Genomic DNA, 16,285 nt, shown 5'->3' with positions numbered 1-16,285 from the left:
CTATGCAGCCTCCTCAAGAGATCCACCCAGCTCCGCGAGCGCGGACAGCAATCCACGGCGGTCTACCTTCGAAACGACATCGGTGATCTTGAAGCGGCGTGCCAAAGCAATGAGCTGAGGATCAGGCCGTAGCGTCATGCCGATGATGGGTGTCGAACCGTACTGCGCATCCGCCCGCAGAGTAGCGATGAACGCGAAGCTGGAATGTCCAGGCAGTTCAAGATCGGTAACGATAATGTCAGGCTGGATACCGTTCGCAAGCATGCGAGCAGCGTCCTGAGCCGTAGCCGCCGTCTGAACACGGTATCCGGAAGCCTTGAGAACCGGAACGAGCATGTCCCTGAAGAAATTCGAACCGTCGACGAGGAGCAGCGAGCTCGTACTTTTGCTCTTCTGGCTGGATCGAGACCAGGTTTCAAGGACGAGAGGTAAATAGTGCGCGATGTTGACGATCTCGGTCGTCCGCCCTCTGACCACGGCAGACCCGACGAGGTCGGATCGCTCGGCGAGAAGCTCCACTTCGAGCCTGTCCTCAACAATATCGACAATTTCTGCGACGGCCAGCCCCATAGAGATCTCCCCGTCGGAGAAGACGAGCAGGGACTGCATTCCCTGTGCCTTGATCTCGAGCGCGTCGTCACACGATACGATCGGCATCAAGCGGCCACGATACTGGATGACAGGACGGCCGCTCGCCCATTCGATCGTGGAGGCATCGATCTCTTCAAGGCGCGTCACGAGGGACAAGGGAACAGCCTTGAGGCTCTCGCCTCCACCTCGGAAGACGAGCAGGCTTGTCATTTCCACCGTGGCGATTACCGTCTGCTCGAGCGAAGTGTCCATCTGGAATTCTTCATTCTGCGCTTCCGACCCCACCATGCGTGCAAGGCCATTCGGGTCGACGATCAGGACAACTGCCCCATCTCCGAGGATGGTGTTTCCTGAAAAGAGCTGGATATGCCGCAGCTTGGAAGACATCGGCTTTACGACGATCTCTTCGGTGTGGAACACTCCATCGACAAGGATTCCGAAGCGCTGTTGTGCAACCTGCGTGACAACGACAAAGCCCGTGTCCGCATCCTCGCTCTCTGACAGGCGCATGATTTTTGCCAGAGGAACAATTGGCAGCAGGCGCTCCCGCAGCCGCAGGATCGGCGTACCGTTGATTCGCTCGATCGTGTGCTCGGAAGAAGGAGAAACTCTGACGAGCTCCGAAACAGCGAGCTGCGGAATAGCGAAGCGCTGGTCCTTGGACGATACGATGAGAGCCGCGACGATGGCGAGAGTCAGCGGGATCTTGATAGTAAACGTCGTTCCGCGTCCCTGCTCCGATCTGATATCGACAGTGCCCCCGATCAATTCGATATTGGTTTTCACCACGTCCATGCCGACGCCGCGTCCGGATACGGATGTGACCGCAGCGGCCGTCGAGAAGCCGGGGTGGAAGATAAACTTCGCCACTTGGGCGTCGCTCATCCGTTCCAGTTCCGCTTCGCTCACGATCCCTCTTTCGAGGGCTTTCTTACGGATAGCAGCCTGGTTCAAACCTTTGCCGTCGTCGGAGATCTCGATCGTGATCGACCCTCCTTCATGGTAGGCATTCAGCCGAATGGTGCCCTTATCCGGCTTTCCGGCTGCGCGACGCTCGGCGGGGCTCTCGATCCCGTGATCCGCCGAATTGCGCACCATATGGGTAAGAGGATCTCTGATGACCTCGAGAACCTGACGGTCGAGTTCAGTGTCGGCGCCCTGCATGATCAGATCGATCTGTTTGGACAGCTCGTTTGAGAGATCCCGCACGACGCGAGGCAGCTTTTGCCACGCATTGCCGATAGGCTGCATGCGCGTCTTCATAACGCCGTCCTGCAACTCGGCCGTGACCTGGGAAAGGCGCTGCAATGGCACCTTGTAGCCGTGATCCTCGGAGCTGCGCCGCGCAATTTCCAGCAGCTGGTTGCGGGTCAACACAAGCTCCGACACCATCGTCATCAGGTGTTCCAGCGTGTCGACGTTCACGCGGATCGTCTGGACCTTTCCGGCGATGCCATCCCCGGCCTCACCGTGATCTGGCGCCTCCGCATCGTTCTTGGATGTCTTTTGCGGCGCACTCGCTTTCGGGGCTGATGGAGCAGCCGCCTTGGCGGCAGCCGAGAAGTCAGGCCCTGGAGCCTCTTGGAAAGCGCGCTCCAGCTCGTCCAAGGAAACCTCGCCCGGCTTCAGCGCTCTCTCCAGCACTTGGTAGACAATCGTTCCGGACGCCTTTTCCGTATCGGGGCCCGGAGCCTCCTGGAAAGCGCGCTCCAACTCATCGAGCGAGACTTCACCCGGTTTGAGCTCGCGCTCCAGCACCTGATAGACCGCCGTCCCGACAGTCGCCGTTGTGATCTGCGAAGCGGCCGGCGCCAGAACGGGATCCGTCGCATTCGCCATGCGGTCGAGCGTTGCGATCAGATCGTCGTCCGTCCCTTGCGGCTCGGTGCCGTGGCGCTCCAGCTCACCAAGAATATCCTTGATGCGGTCTAGCGTTTTCAGGATCAGCGACACGGCGTTCGTCGTTACGGGCATGCCGTCACGAAACTTTCCCATGAGCGTCTCTGCCGCATGGGCCAAAGCCTCAAGCCTGGGGAGTCCGAGGAAGCCGCAGGTTCCCTTGATGGTATGGACCAACCGAAAGATATTGCTGAGGATCGCCTGATTGTTGGGATCCTGCTCGAAACGGACCATCTCCACATCGACCGTTTCAAGATGCTCGCTGGTCTCCGTCAGGAACTCAAGGAGAAGGTCGTCCATCACCGTGTCTCATCTCTGGTTAGAGTAATTGTTGGCGTTTGTTCGTATGAGGCTTGGGCCAGCGGGTTTGACATCAGGTCTTGCGGCGATGACATTTCTCTGCACCGCGAGGACCCGCTTACGACAGTCTATTGGCGTGAAGCCGGGGATCCCTCATCGTCCGAAATCCGCCGCACGGAGACATTCCCCAGGACGCCCTGCCCCGGAATACCCCGAAGAGCTTCCCCCGAACTCTCCCATCGTTCCTGTGCGGCTTGAACAAGGCGTGCCTGAAGTCTCACGAGCGCCGTTACGCGATCAGTGGCGAACTCCGGCGCCTGGTCATGAGCGAGCGTTCTCATCACTGCAGGCGGATGGGCGGCGGCTGCTGGGAGGCCGGCGAGTGAGATGGCGATAACGAGCATCCCCAGGCAGCGGGAAATCGTACGAGACATGGACAGAAGACTTGACGTTAAGAGTAGCTTTGTTGACCTTACCGGTTCTATCTTGCGTCAAGCTGGCTTAACCGAATGTTCGGCATGCGCCACTCGCACATCGGACGGATTCCAAAAGGAAGATCCACTTTTCACGTCCGATGCCGTTGCCTTAAGAGCTTCAGGCTCTGAGCGTAAAAAAGCCGGGTCAGCGTCAACCCGGCTCGTCACTCATCAATCTCGTCGCATGCTTGTTAGGCGCAAACTCTTTGGTCTGTGACCGCCTGCGTTTTACGAGACCGGCCCCGTATAAGAATAGCCGATATAACGCTTCGCATCGATGGGATCATACCCTAGGCGCTGCCGCAACTTCTTGCGGAGCTTGCTGATATGACCTTCGACGACACTGTCCTCAACATCGTCGCTGTAGAGGCCATAAACCGCGTCGAAGATCTGCTTCTTCGTCAGGCGATGCCCCTTCCTGCGAACCAGGTACTCAAGGATGTGCCGCTCACGGCGAGGCAATGCGAGCGGAACTCCATCGATCTCAGGGTCACGACCATCGAAGAAAACCTTGAGGCGGTCCTTGTCGTTCTGGCTGACCTTACCAAGACCTGCATTGACCCGCCGCCATACAGCCTCGGAGCGGGCGAGGATCTCGCGCACGTGAACCGGCTTACGAACGACGTCGTCGAATTTGGCTGTGAAGAGCTCCAGCGTCTCCTCAAGGGAGCGGACATCGCTCAGGGCGATAATGGGAGCTTTGGAATGGCGTCGAATGCTCTCTGCGAAACTGGCGCGTTGCTCGAAGGTACCGAGAACAAAGCCCTGGATCGCTTCCATGTCGGTACCGGACGCCGTCTCCAGCCACTCGCTGAATTCGTTCGAGTACAAGCCAATCGAAGATATACCTTCGCGCTTGAAGCTTGCCACATACCCAGACGTCACTATTTGTCGATCATCGACAACGATATACATGATAGGCCCCCAGCCTGCACTTAGAAATACTTACTCAACTCAATTTGAGATTTGCCGCTTTCTCGCCGCAATCGGCGGATATTTGTTGTTCGGCAATTGGAAACTATGCCCATTCGTAATGTGGGGCAATACGTATTGAGACAGAGTGTCAACCTTCGAAATGTTAATGACTGTTAAGAATTGGGTTTCCTGTTAAGCTGCGCCTCAAATGCGCTTAACCGAATTCGGGTAAAATGCCCTTCCGATTCCCAAGCTACTGAGGCTCAACATTTTCCTGCGCGGGAAAGCGGGGTCGGCATCGGGAAAAGACAGCGGATATTTATTGTTTCGTTGTTTTATAACTACGGGTTAAGCGAAATAAATAAATACGTAATCCTGCTTATTGGCCTAACTGTACGTATTGGATTCGCCTTGGCTCCGGCGGCATCCGAATTGGGATGATTCGCCTAGATCTGTTTCCACTTGCGTGGAATTGGCTCTTCTTCTTTGCCTTGCCGCTTTTTCAGAGCGCCCTGATGCCAAGGCATCTCGGGTGAACGGCTGGTCTTAACGTGCCAAGCTTGCTTCAATCTAGCGCACCCAAAGTTCCCGAAGAACTTGGCCGTATCGCCCTGCCATAGGGCGCAGAGCGTTTAAGAGAGGTAAATCGCTCTTCAGAGCATGCGGAGCGGCGAGCTTGTCCATAACAATGAGAACATTGAAATTTTCTGTTCCCTTTGAGAGCCGATCCGCTCAATGTGAAAAGAACAATAACGCTCCTCGGCCGCCCCACCTATGATTCACCGTACGACCAAGGCTGGGCTCTTCTCAGCCTTTAGTGCTCATCGCGCTTCTGTTCTGCACCAGTTGCGGATCAGCGACTCAGGTCTGGAATCGGTCTTTGCCGACATCGTGCAGCTGGCGGCCCATATCTGCGGGTGCCCCATGGCAGCCGTCACGTTCATCGAGCGGGAATGCCAATGGTTTAAAGCTGCAACTGGGGCTAGCTTCCGTGACATTCCCATTGGCGAATCCATCTGCGCCCAGGCACTCCAGAGTGCCGAACCGGTCAGCATCATCGACCTTGCTCAGCACCCCGCGTTCGAAACCAAGCCTCTCGTCGCAAGCGAGCCCCATATGCGCTTCTATGCCGGAGTTCCGCTCTGGAGCGAAGACGGAATTGCATTGGGGTCGCTGTGCGTGTTCGATACGGTCTCGCACGTCGCTCCTCTCACTGGAAAGCAATCGGAGAGTCTTCTCGCGCTCTCCCGCCTGGTCACACGGGAACTCGCGGCAAAACGGCTAACCGTGACGAGCTCCGCCCCTCGGCAGGCGCTGCCGGAATGCCAGGCATCCGGTCGCTCCGAGGATGTGGCCTCAGACGGACGGCAGACGGAGGACGCCGATGGACTGGACGAAGTCAAGTACCGCTTGAGACATCACTCTGGCGGCTACCGATGGGTCTCCTCGCGCGTTCAACCTCTCCGCAACAGCGAGGGACAGGTCGAGCGGTGGATCGGCACCAGCGTCGATATCAATGCCGCTACCGAAATCGAACGCGAACTCTCGGCGAGCCAGGAATTCGCGAGCCGCCTGCTCGCGAGCTTTGACGGCTGTGCGATGGTCTTCGATACCGAGGGCCGCCTCCTGTTCATGAATGAACGCGGCCAGCAGGCTATGGAGATCGACGATCTTTCCAAGATCGATGGCTGCTTTTGGCATGAGTTCTGGACCGACGCCGCCCGGCAGGATGCAATGGCTGCATTTGAGGCAGTCAAGGCCGGGAAGTCGGAGCGCTTCCAGGCGCAAGGTGCGATCCATTGCAAGAGCATGAAGTGGTGGGATGTCACAACCACCCCCATTCTGAACACTGAGAAAAAGCTCGAGGCTTTTCTCGCCATTGCGCGAGATGCCAGCGAGTTTCGGGAGACCGAGCAGGATCTGCGCCTCAGCAACGGCCGCTACCGTGCGCTGGTCGAAGCCAGCACGGCCATCGTATGGCGCGCGGACTCGAAGGGAGTTCTGCTCGAAAGTCCCGGGTGGCAGGAATTCACCGGCCAAACTCCAGTGGAGTTTCAAAAGAACGGATGGCTGGATGCCGTTCATCCCGATGATCGCGTCCGCGTCACAGAAGCATGGAAGAACCTCATCAGGTCGGAAGAGCTCGGGAGGGCCGAATGCCGTGTGCTTCTTCCGAATGGCGACTATCGCTGGGTCCTTGTCACGGGAATACCGCTGATCGATCTGCATGGCGATGTCCAGGAATGGATCGGCACGCTGACGGATATTCACGAGCAGAAAGCTGCCGCCGAGCATTTTCGCATGAGCGAGCAGCGATACCGTGCGCTGATCGAGACCAGCACTGCAATCGTCTGGCGAGCCGATGCGGAGGGATTGTACATCGAAGGCTGGGGCTGGCACGAATTCTGCGGCCATGAGCCGATGGTAGGCGCCCCACTTGGTTGGTTGGATCTGATCCATCCCGCTGATCGCGACAACACGGCGTCTGCATGGCAAGAGGCTGTCGCCCGGAAGAAGGCGGCGAGGATCACTCACAGGATGCTGGGCCCGACCGGCGAATATCGGTGGGTGTTCTGTCGCGCGCTTCCACTCCTCGATGAAGCAGGAGACGTTCAGGAATGGACCGGCACGATCGCCGATATTCACGACCGGCGGTCTGCTGAGGACAAGCTGCGAGCCAGCGAGGAGCGCCTGCGATTGGCTGTGGAGACAACCGGCTTGGGAATTTGGGACTTCGACCTCGTGACTGGCCGGCACCAATGGACCCCGGAGGCTCACCTCCTGCTGGGCCTGGACCCGCATGCCAAGATCGACACGAATTTCATCCTCAAGCTGGTTCATCCGCATGACCGCGACAGATTTGAGGAGGTTTTCCATACCGGCGAGACCGCCGGACCCTTGGCATACGGCGACACGTTCCGCATTTTCCGTGCCGATACCGGCGAAGAGCGTTGGATAACGCTGACGGGCCGAACGGTCCTGGACCACGATGGAAAGGCCGTTCGCAAGATCGGCACGGCTCAGGACATTACCGCGCGCAAACTGGCCGAAATTGCTTTGAAGACGAGCAAAGACAAGTTGAGCCGCAGTGAGGCTCACCTTCGCTCGATTCTCGAGACCGTTCCCGATGCAATGATCGTCTCTGATGAAAAGGGCATCGTCACATCGTTCAGCGCCACGGCAGAGCACATCTTCGGGTATCGACCCGAAGAGGTGATCGGCACGAACGTTAAGTTCCTTATGCCCCAAAGCGCCCGCGAACAGCACGACGACTTCGTTCGTCACTCTCGCCTTTCCGGCGAGCGCCGCATTATCACCCCCGGCCATATCGCGATGGCTCAGCGGAAGGACGGAACCACCTTTCCCATGGAGGTACAGGTCGGTGAGATGGAGTGGGAAGGGGAGCGCTACTTCACTGCGTTCATTCGCGATCTCACCGAACGGCAAAACACCGAAATGCGCATGCAGGAGCTGCAGGCCGATCTCGCCTACATGTCCCGGCTGACAGCCATGGGCGAAATGGGATCGACCCTCGCGCACGAAATCAATCAGCCCCTGACGGCGATCGCCAGTTACCTCAACGGATGCAGTTTGATCTTGGACCGCATGGAGGGCGAACAGGTGGCGATGCTCAGGCTTGCCGTAGGTGAAGCCGCCGAGGAGGCTTTGCGGGCCGGTGAGGTCATTCGCCAATTGAGGGAATTCGTCGCACGCGGCGAGACCGAACACCGGATCGAGGATCTTCAGCGTCTTGTCGAAGAGGCCAGCGCCCTCGGCCTTGTCGGGGCCAAGGAGAAGGGGATTCAGGTCGAGTTCAACTTTCCGCAAGCGAGCCTGCAGGTCATCGTCAACCGCGTTCAGATCCAGCAGGTCTTGATCAACCTTCTCCGCAATGCGGTCGAGGCGATGCAGGACACTCATAATCCTTCCCTGGCCGTCCATGCGCGCGTGGTACAGGATGGGGCACTGGTGCAGGTCAGCGTGAGAGACACCGGCCCCGGCATTCCTGCGGAGGTTCTGAGCAAGCTCTTTACCCCGTTCACGACCACGAAAAAGAGCGGCATGGGCGTCGGCCTGTCGATCTGCCGGACCATCGTGGAATCCCATGGAGGGAAGATCTGGGCGGATTCCGATCCGGCCGTGGGGACCACGTTCCACTTCACCCTCAGAAACGTCGACCTAGAAGAAGTCGCATTCCCTGAACCCTGAGGAGCCTGCGGACACGGCAGCCCCCATGAAGCGTAGTCGTCGATAGAAGGACTGGATGTCGCGCGATTCGAAGGCACCGTCTATAATCGGAACGGCGGCCCCTCAGGCGTGTCTCTTGGAGCTTTCGCATGCCTTGCTACCTCGGTATCGACGTGGGGACCTCGGCGGTCAAAGCGCTCATCGTCAACGAGCGGCAACGCACCATCGCAGAAGCGGCGATCCCCCTGGAAACCTCCCGCCCGAGAGATCTCTGGTCCGAGCAGGATCCCGAGACATGGTGGCTCGCGGTCGAGGCGGCCCTTGAGCACCTGCGCACCCACGCTCCAGCGGCCTTTGGCGGCATTCGCGGGATCGGACTTTCGGGACAGATGCACGGCGCCGTGCTCCTCGATGGGCGCGGGCAGCCTTTGCGGCCAGCCATCCTCTGGAATGACGGCCGGTCTTTCGGAGAGGCGAACGAGCTTGGAAAGAGCCATCCCGCGCTTTCCCGAGTGACGGGCGTCATCCCGATGCCCGGCTTGACCGCTCCGAAGCTTCTCTGGCTGGCGCGACATGAGCCGGAGATATTTCGTGCCGTGCGAACGGTCCTCATGCCGAAGGACTTCATCCGTCTGAAGCTGACCGGATCTTGCATCACCGAGATGTCCGATGCCGCCGGCACATGGTGGCTCGACGAGGCGGCGCGCGACTGGTCGGACGAGGCGCTCGCGGCAACGGGGCTCGATCGTACGCAAATGCCCAGCCTCGTCGAAGGCTCCGCGCCCTCTGGCACGGTGCGCCCGGAAATCGCCAGGGCCTGGGGGTTGCGGGACGACGTCGTGGTTTCCGGCGGTGCGGGCGATGCCGCGGCCGGCGCGATCGGCCTTGGGGCGATCGACGACGGATCCGCCTTCATTTCTCTCGGGACCTCGGGGCAGCTCTTCGTCACGACCCTCCGCTTCAGCCCCGCCCCTGAAACCATGGTCCACTCGTTCTGCCACGCCCTTCCGGATCGCTGGTTCCAGATGGCGGCCATGTTGAACGGGGCCAGTTGCCTCGCCTGGGCCGCAAGACTGCTCAAGTCGGAGGTCGCTGAGCTTCTGCGCCGAACCGAAGCCGCATATCGCGGCCCCTCCCCCCTGCTCTTCCTCCCATACTTGGCCGGTGAACGGACTCCGCACAACAACCCGCACGCGAGGGGCGTCTTTTTCGGGCTCTCCCCCGAGACGCAGCCGACCGACCTGATTCAGGCCGTTCTGGAAGGTGTTGCCTTCAGCTTCGCCGATGCCAAGGCGTGTCTTGAGCAGGCAGGCACACAATTTTCTTACGCCGGCTTGATCGGCGGCGGATCCCGCAGCGCCTTCTGGGCACAGATCTTCGCCAATGTCCTGAACATCCCGCTCGCCCGTTACGAAGGCAGTGAAACGGGACCAGCCTTCGGCGCTGCCCGCCTGGCCCGGCTTGCTGCAACGGGGGAGGCTCCGGAAGCGGTCTGCTCGGCGCCCGCCGTGATCGAGACGATCGAGCCTCAGCCTCACCTCGTCGGCCTGTACGGCCCGCGCATCGATGCCTTCCGCCGCCTCTACAGCGCTCTCGCGCCGGAGTTTCAGAAGGCGCAGGCAGGCGGCAATTGAAAGTACTCTGAGCGGCCCTAGTCTTTTTTCATCCTGAACGATCACGTCGCCTCTTTCAGAACCGAGGACGTCAGGGAGGAAAGAACCGTGGACCGGGGCTCTGTCGTCGCATCCCCACATGCCACCGCCGCCATTCCTGGAAAGCCCGGGAAGGGCACGCGCTCGACCGCGCTCAGGCAGCGGAATGCTGATCTTGTCCCTCAGGAAGACGAACCTCCCAGCGCCCGTTCCCGCGTGATGCCGCACAGGGAGGATGCATGACCGGATCACCTCCAATCCTCGAAATGTCCAGGATCTCGAAAACCTTCCCGGGCGTGAAGGCACTCTCCGATGTGTCGCTCACGGTTTATCCCGGCGAAATCCATGCTCTCATGGGGGAGAACGGCGCCGGCAAGTCGACCCTGATGAAGATCCTCTCAGGGGCGTACCAGGCCGACAGTGGCGGCGAAATCCGCATCGGTGGGCAGCTCGCAACGATCAACAGCCCTCTCGCCGCCCTCCACCATGGAATATCGACGATCTATCAGGAGCTCTCCCTCGCGCCGAACCTGTCGGTCGCCGAGAACATGCTGCTGGGGCGCGAGCATCGAAGCGGCCCCATGATCGACCGACGCTCGATGGAGAACGCCTGCCGGAATGTGCTCGCTAGGTTGGGGGTCTCCTTCGGCCCATCGACCAAGGTCAGCGAATTGTCGATGGCCGAGCGGCAATTGGTGGAAATCGCCCGCGCGCTCATCGCCAATGCCCGCATCCTGATCATGGACGAGCCGACCACGTCCCTCTCCTCGCGGGAAACGGACGCCCTGTTCACGCTCGTGCGGCAGCTCCGGGCAGAGGGTTTGGCCATCATCTATATCAGCCATCGTATGGGCGAGGTCTACGAGCTCGCGGACCGCGTTTCGGTGCTGAGGGATGGCACCTATGTCGGAACGCTGGAACGCCGCGACATCTCGGCTGACCGCCTGGTCCGCATGATGGTGGGGCGAGATCTGTCGTCCTTCTACAAGAAGGACCACGATGCCAAAGGCAGCCGAGGTCCGGTGCTCATCTCCGTTCGCAACGTGGGAGACGGGCGGCGCGTCCACGATTGTTCTTTCGATCTGCATCTGGGAGAAACGCTCGGGATCGCGGGACTTGTCGGAGCCGGAAGAACCGAGCTCGCCCGTCTCCTGTACGGAGCGGATGCCCGAACGAGCGGCGAGATCGCGCTCCAGGGAGAGCCCCTCTCGATCCACCGCCCCGAGGACGCGATCGACGCCGGAATCGTCTACCTGACCGAGGACCGGAAGCATCTGGGCCTCTTCCTCGATATGACTGTCCGCGACAACATCAACATGAACGTACTCGGGCGGGATGCCCGCGCCGGGACGGTCCTGAACCAGAAGGCTGCCAGGAATAGGGCCGCGGCGGCAATCCGCTCCCTCGCGATCCGGGTCGCCGGGGACATCGTGCCCGTCGGAAGCCTCTCAGGCGGCAACCAGCAGAAGGTTCTGCTCTCTCGCCTGCTCGAAACGAAGCCCCGGGTTCTCATTCTCGACGAGCCGACACGCGGCGTCGATATCGGCGCGAAGTCGGAGATCTACCGGCTCATCGACGCGCTGGTCAGAAGTGGCGTTGGCGTCATCGTCATTTCGAGCGAGCTTCCCGAGATCGTCGGCATTTGCGACCGCGTTCTGGTGATGCGCGAGGGAAGGATTGCAGGCGAAGTCGGCGGTGCCGGTCACCCGCCCATCACCCAGGAGAACATCGTCGCCATCGCGACCGGGGTAAAGGAAGCCGCCGCATGACATCTCCCAACGAGACCAGCCCATCTCTTCAGAGTTCAGGAGCAGTGGGCACAGATGCGGGAAGACAGAGCCTCCAGCGGCGCCTCGCGTGGCGATCCACCCTGCAGGCCGTCGGCATGCTGCCCGTGCTCATCATCCTCGGCATCGCCTTCGAGCTGATGTCGGGTCGTTTCCTGAGCGTCCAGAACCTCTCCATTGTTGCGCAGCAAGCATCGATCAATACCGTCCTTGCCGCCGGCATGACCTTCGTCATTCTCACCGGTGGAATCGACCTTTCCGTCGGTTCAATTCTCGCGGCCGCCGCCATGGTGGCAATCCTCGCATCGAAGATCCCCGACTGGGGGATGCTGGGCATTCCTGCGGCCCTGCTGATGGGACTTGCATTGGGCTTCGTCAACGGCGCGCTCATCGCCTTCGTCCGGCTCCCGCCCTTCATCGTGACGCTCGGATCCTTGACGGCCGTGCGCGGTTTGGCGCGCCTTCTCGGCGCGGATACCACACAGTTCAATCCGGAGCTTCCCTTTGCATTCATCGGCAACGGAAGCCTGTTCGGCGTTCCCTGGCTGGTGGTGATCGCTCTCGTGGTCGTGCTGATTTCCTGGTTCATCCTACGCCGGACAGTGCTCGGCGTGCACATCTACGCGGTTGGCGGCAACCCGGACGCGGCCCGTCTGAGCGGGATCAAGGTCTGGGCCGTGCTCCTCTTCGTCTACTGCGCTTCGGGCCTCACGAGCGGGCTCGGCGGCGTGATGTCCGCGGCCCGGCTCTATGCGGCGAACGGCCTGCAGCTTGGCCAGTCCTACGAACTGGACGCCATCGCGGCCGTCATCCTCGGGGGAACCAGCTTCGTCGGCGGGATCGGCTCCATCTGGGGCACGCTGATCGGCGCCCTCATCATTGCGGTCCTGTCGAACGGCCTCATTCTCGTCGGGGTCTCCGACATCTGGCAGTTCATCATCAAGGGCTTGGTCATCATCGGTGCAGTGGCTCTCGACCGCTACCGCCTGAAAGGTTCCGCGCGCACTTGACGTTCATGACGCACGGTCCCGCGATCCAGGTCCGGTCAGCCTGACGCGGCGCAACGAAGACCAACTGACGTGGAGGAAGACACATGAAGCGTATTCTTCTGGCAGCTGTCGCCGTCGCAGCGCTCGGCGCAGGCGGGGTCCAGGCCAAGGAGCTGAAGTCCATCGGCATCTCGCTCGGCTCCATGGGCAATCCTTTCTTCGTGGCTCTGGCCCGTGGCGCGGAAGCCGAGGCGAAGAAGATCAATCCGAACGTCAGGGTCACCGCCGTTGGTTATGATTACGACCTCAACAAGCAGTTCACGCAGATCGACAACTTCATCGCGGCCGGCGTTGATATGATCCTTCTCAATCCGGGCGACCCGAATGCGGTCGAACCCGCCATCAAGAAGGCCCAGGCCGCCGGTATCATGGTCGTTGCCGTCGACACGGCCGCAAAGAGCGCGGATCTGACGGTGACGACCAATAACATTCAGGCCGGACAGATCGCCTGTCAGTACATCGTCGACAAGCTTCAGGGCAAAGGCAATGTCATCATCCAGAACGGCCCTCAGGTTTCGGCCGTCATCGACCGGGTGAAGGGCTGCAAGGAAGTGTTCGCGAAGAACAATGGCATCAAGGTCCTGTCCGACGATCAGGACGCGAAGGGCTCCCGGGAAGGCGGCCTCCAGGTCATGCAGAGCCATCTCACCCGCTTCCCGGACATCGATGCGGTTTTCGCAATCAACGACCCTCAAGCCATCGGCACCAGTCTCGCAGCCAAGCAGCTCAACCGGAACAACATCATCATCACCTCGGTTGACGGGGCCCCCGACATCGAAGCGGCTCTGAAGGACCCCGGCAGCCCCATGATCCAAGCATCCGCCAGCCAGGACCCCTATGCCATGGCGCAGCTCGCCGTCCGCTTGGGCAACGACGCCATGAATGGTAAGAAGCCAGAGAATACGGTAACGTTGATGCCCTCGAAGCTGGTCACGCGGGATAACGTCAACCAGTATCAGGGGTGGTCCGCACCCCGCTCCTGAGCCTGCTGCGCCAGATCGTGCGGCGCCGCTGGCTCCGGCGCCGTTTCGATATGGGAGCTGAGAATGATTCTGGTCTGTGGCGAAGCCCTGATCGACCTGTTTGTCGGAGCCCCGTCTCCGATAGGGCTGTCCGCCGAGGCCCTGGCAGGCGGCTCGCCCTTCAATGTTGCGATCGGAATCGGCCGCCTCGGCCGGCCGGCCGCCTTTCTGTCGACCCTCTCGGACGACACGTTCGGCGCTTTCCTGGCAGAGAAGCTCACCGATGCGGGCGTCAGCGCGGCTTATCTGCAGCGATGCCCCAACCCGACCACTCTCAGCGTCGTCGCGACGAGCCCATCCGGCGAACCTCGATACTCCTTTTACGCTCCGGATAGTGCGGATCGCGCCCTCCGCCCGGAGGCTCTTCCCTTACGGCTCCCATCCGAGGTGAATGCCCTTGCGGCAGGCTCCTATGCTCTCGGGGTCGAACCTATCGCCAGCGCCATCGAGACGCTGCTCCGCCGCGAAGCAGGATCGCGCGTGATCTCGCTCGACCCGAATGTCCGCCCTCGGGTTGTCGGCGATCTGAAGCTTTATCGGGAGCGCTTCGAGCGCCTCATGGCATATGCGGATATCATAAAGGCGAGCGACGAGGACATCGACCTGCTTTATCCCGGTCAGGACCTCGTCCTGGTCTCGCGGATGTGGCTTCAGCGCGGACCGAAGCTCGTCGTCGTCACACGGGGAGCGGAAGGACCGCTATGCGTCTTCGGCCCCTCTGTCATCGAGCGTCCCGCGCCTCGCGTGGATGTGGTGGACACCGTCGGCGCAGGCGATACCTTTCACGCGGGACTGCTCTCCTGGTTCGACGCGAATAACCTGCTCACGTTGGAGGGCCTGGCCGAGTTGAACGAAGCACACATCACGGCAGGTCTTGATTTCGCGGCCGCGGCGGCTGCGATCGTCTGCACCCGCCGGGGCGCGAATCCCCCGACATGGGAGGAAGTGAACCGCTTCATGGCGGGGCGCGCTTAGGGCCTGTTGGAGATCGACATGGATATGCCTCTTCCCATACTTCCCGCAACCGGCCCCAGCTGGCCGACCCGCCCCTTCCATCGCCGATGGCTCATGGAGCAGGCCAGCAACCTGTTCGAATTCTTCCAGCACCACAGCATCAATCCAGCGGGCGGCTTCTTCGATCTCGACAATCTCGGCCGCCCGCTCGGCGGCGCCGATTCAATCCGGCAGATCCACAACACGACGCGCATGGTGCATTGCTTCTCCATCGGTGTCCTTCTCGGCCGTCCCGGATGCGATGCGATTGTCGATCACGGCATGGAGTATCTCTGGAACAGCCACCGCGATTCGAGGCATGGGGGTTATGTCTGGTCGCTCGACGACAACGGCCCCAAGGACGACACGAAGCAGGCCTATGGACACGCCTTCGTGCTGCTTGCGGCCTCGAGCGCGAAGACTGTCGGGCATCCTCTCGCCGACAGGCTCCTGGCGGACATCACGCAGGTTCTCGACGAGCGTTTCTGGGAAGAGCGGCACGGCGCAGTAACGGAAGAATTCGCACGCGACTGGTCGTCGATCAGCGCGTATCGCGGTCAGAACTCGAACATGCACCTCACCGAAGCGTTGATGGCCGCCTTCGAGGCGACAGGCGAGAGAACTTACCTTGAAAGAGCGGAGCGCATCGCAGGGCTGATCATCGGCCGGCATGCCGCATCGCTCGGCTATCGCGTGGCGGAGCACTTCCACGCGGATTGGACTCTGGACCGAGAGTATCGTGGCTACGATGTGTTTCGCCCCTATGGCACGACTCCGGGGCATTGGCTCGAATGGGCGCGGCTCCTGCTGCAGCTCTGGGTGCTGGGGGACAAGCGGCATGGCTGGATGCCTGAGGCATCTCGCGAATTGTTCAAGCAGTCCATCGAGCTCGGCTGGGACAGGGAGAGAGGCGGCTTCTTCTATGCTCTCGATTGGGACGATCGTCCAAGGCTGCCGCAGAAGCTCTGGTGGCCCTGCGCAGAGGCCATCGGCGCGGCCGCCTTCCTATGCGAGCATAGTCCGAGCGAGTTTCACGAAGCCTGGTATCGGCACGTCTGGAGCTTCGTGGACCGGCACTTGATCGACCATGAACAGGGCGGCTGGCATCCGGAACTTTCCGAGGACCTCCGGCCAGCCGACACGTTGTTCACGGGAAAGCCCGACCTGTACCATGCCCTCCAGGCCTGCCTCATTCCTCTCTTCCCGGCAACGGGAAGCCTGACGCGGGTCATACCCGAGGCCATGAAGTAGGACCGCCGCCATCCGAGGGCAAGCTTCGACGCCATCTAATGTCGGCCGAACTGAGAAACTGACCCCCTGACGAAACGAAGAACTGACCCCTCCTTGGCAGAGGAGGAATAGATGTCGACCGGGGTTTCAGTGGATCCTGCATTGTCGCGGACGATGCGGAGA

At 60.7% G+C, this 16,285-nt stretch carries 9 protein-coding genes; 7 read left to right on the top strand and 2 right to left on the bottom strand.

Going from position 1 to position 16,285, the window contains the following annotated elements; genetic code table 11:
- Positions 1-2,790, bottom strand: a complete 2,790-nt coding sequence (locus tag ACS5Q0_RS17425; RefSeq protein ID WP_473127920.1) for a chemotaxis protein CheW — start codon at positions 2,788-2,790, stop codon at positions 1-3.
- Positions 2,791-3,494: 704 nt separating this feature from the next.
- Positions 3,495-4,181 carry a response regulator transcription factor gene (locus ACS5Q0_RS17420; protein ID WP_473127919.1) on the bottom strand — a complete coding sequence of 229 codons (687 nt, stop codon included), beginning with the start codon at positions 4,179-4,181 and terminating at the stop codon, positions 3,495-3,497.
- A gap of 774 nt (positions 4,182-4,955) precedes the next feature.
- Here ACS5Q0_RS17420 and ACS5Q0_RS17415 point away from each other — a divergent pair.
- The 7 genes from ACS5Q0_RS17415 (at position 4,956) to ACS5Q0_RS17385 (ending at position 16,123) form a co-directional block, all read left to right on the top strand.
- Entirely contained in the window at positions 4,956-8,390 is a 3,435-nt protein-coding gene (locus ACS5Q0_RS17415; protein ID WP_473127918.1) for a PAS domain S-box protein, read from the top strand.
- Between the two features lie 128 nt (positions 8,391-8,518).
- Positions 8,519-10,003, top strand: coding sequence for a xylulokinase (gene xylB / locus ACS5Q0_RS17410; protein WP_473127917.1), 1,485 nt, complete (start codon positions 8,519-8,521; stop codon positions 10,001-10,003).
- Between the two features lie 257 nt (positions 10,004-10,260).
- Positions 10,261-11,790 carry a sugar ABC transporter ATP-binding protein gene (locus ACS5Q0_RS17405; protein WP_473127916.1) on the top strand — a complete coding sequence of 510 codons (1,530 nt, stop codon included), beginning with the start codon at positions 10,261-10,263 and terminating at the stop codon, positions 11,788-11,790.
- Entirely contained in the window at positions 11,787-12,818 is a 1,032-nt protein-coding gene (locus ACS5Q0_RS17400) for an ABC transporter permease subunit (RefSeq protein WP_473127915.1), read from the top strand. Before ACS5Q0_RS17405 ends, ACS5Q0_RS17400 begins: the two co-directional genes overlap by 4 nt.
- An 83-nt stretch (positions 12,819-12,901) precedes the next feature.
- Positions 12,902-13,840 (top strand): ABC transporter substrate-binding protein, encoded by a 939-nt coding sequence (locus ACS5Q0_RS17395; protein ID WP_473127914.1) that lies wholly within the window; start codon positions 12,902-12,904, stop codon positions 13,838-13,840.
- A gap of 63 nt (positions 13,841-13,903) precedes the next feature.
- Positions 13,904-14,854, top strand: a complete 951-nt coding sequence (locus tag ACS5Q0_RS17390; RefSeq protein WP_473127913.1) for a carbohydrate kinase family protein — start codon at positions 13,904-13,906, stop codon at positions 14,852-14,854.
- 18 nt (positions 14,855-14,872) lie between these two features.
- The gene (locus ACS5Q0_RS17385) at positions 14,873-16,123 is read left to right on the top strand and encodes an AGE family epimerase/isomerase (RefSeq protein ID WP_473127912.1); all 1,251 of its coding nucleotides are present in this window, start codon (positions 14,873-14,875) and stop codon (positions 16,121-16,123) included.
- The last annotated feature ends 162 nt before the right edge of the window (positions 16,124-16,285 follow it).

The sequence above is a fragment of the Microvirga sp. HS2 genome, from assembly GCF_055792805.1.
Note: the sequence above shows the minus strand (reverse complement) of the source record. Positions and strands in the feature narration are given on the sequence as shown.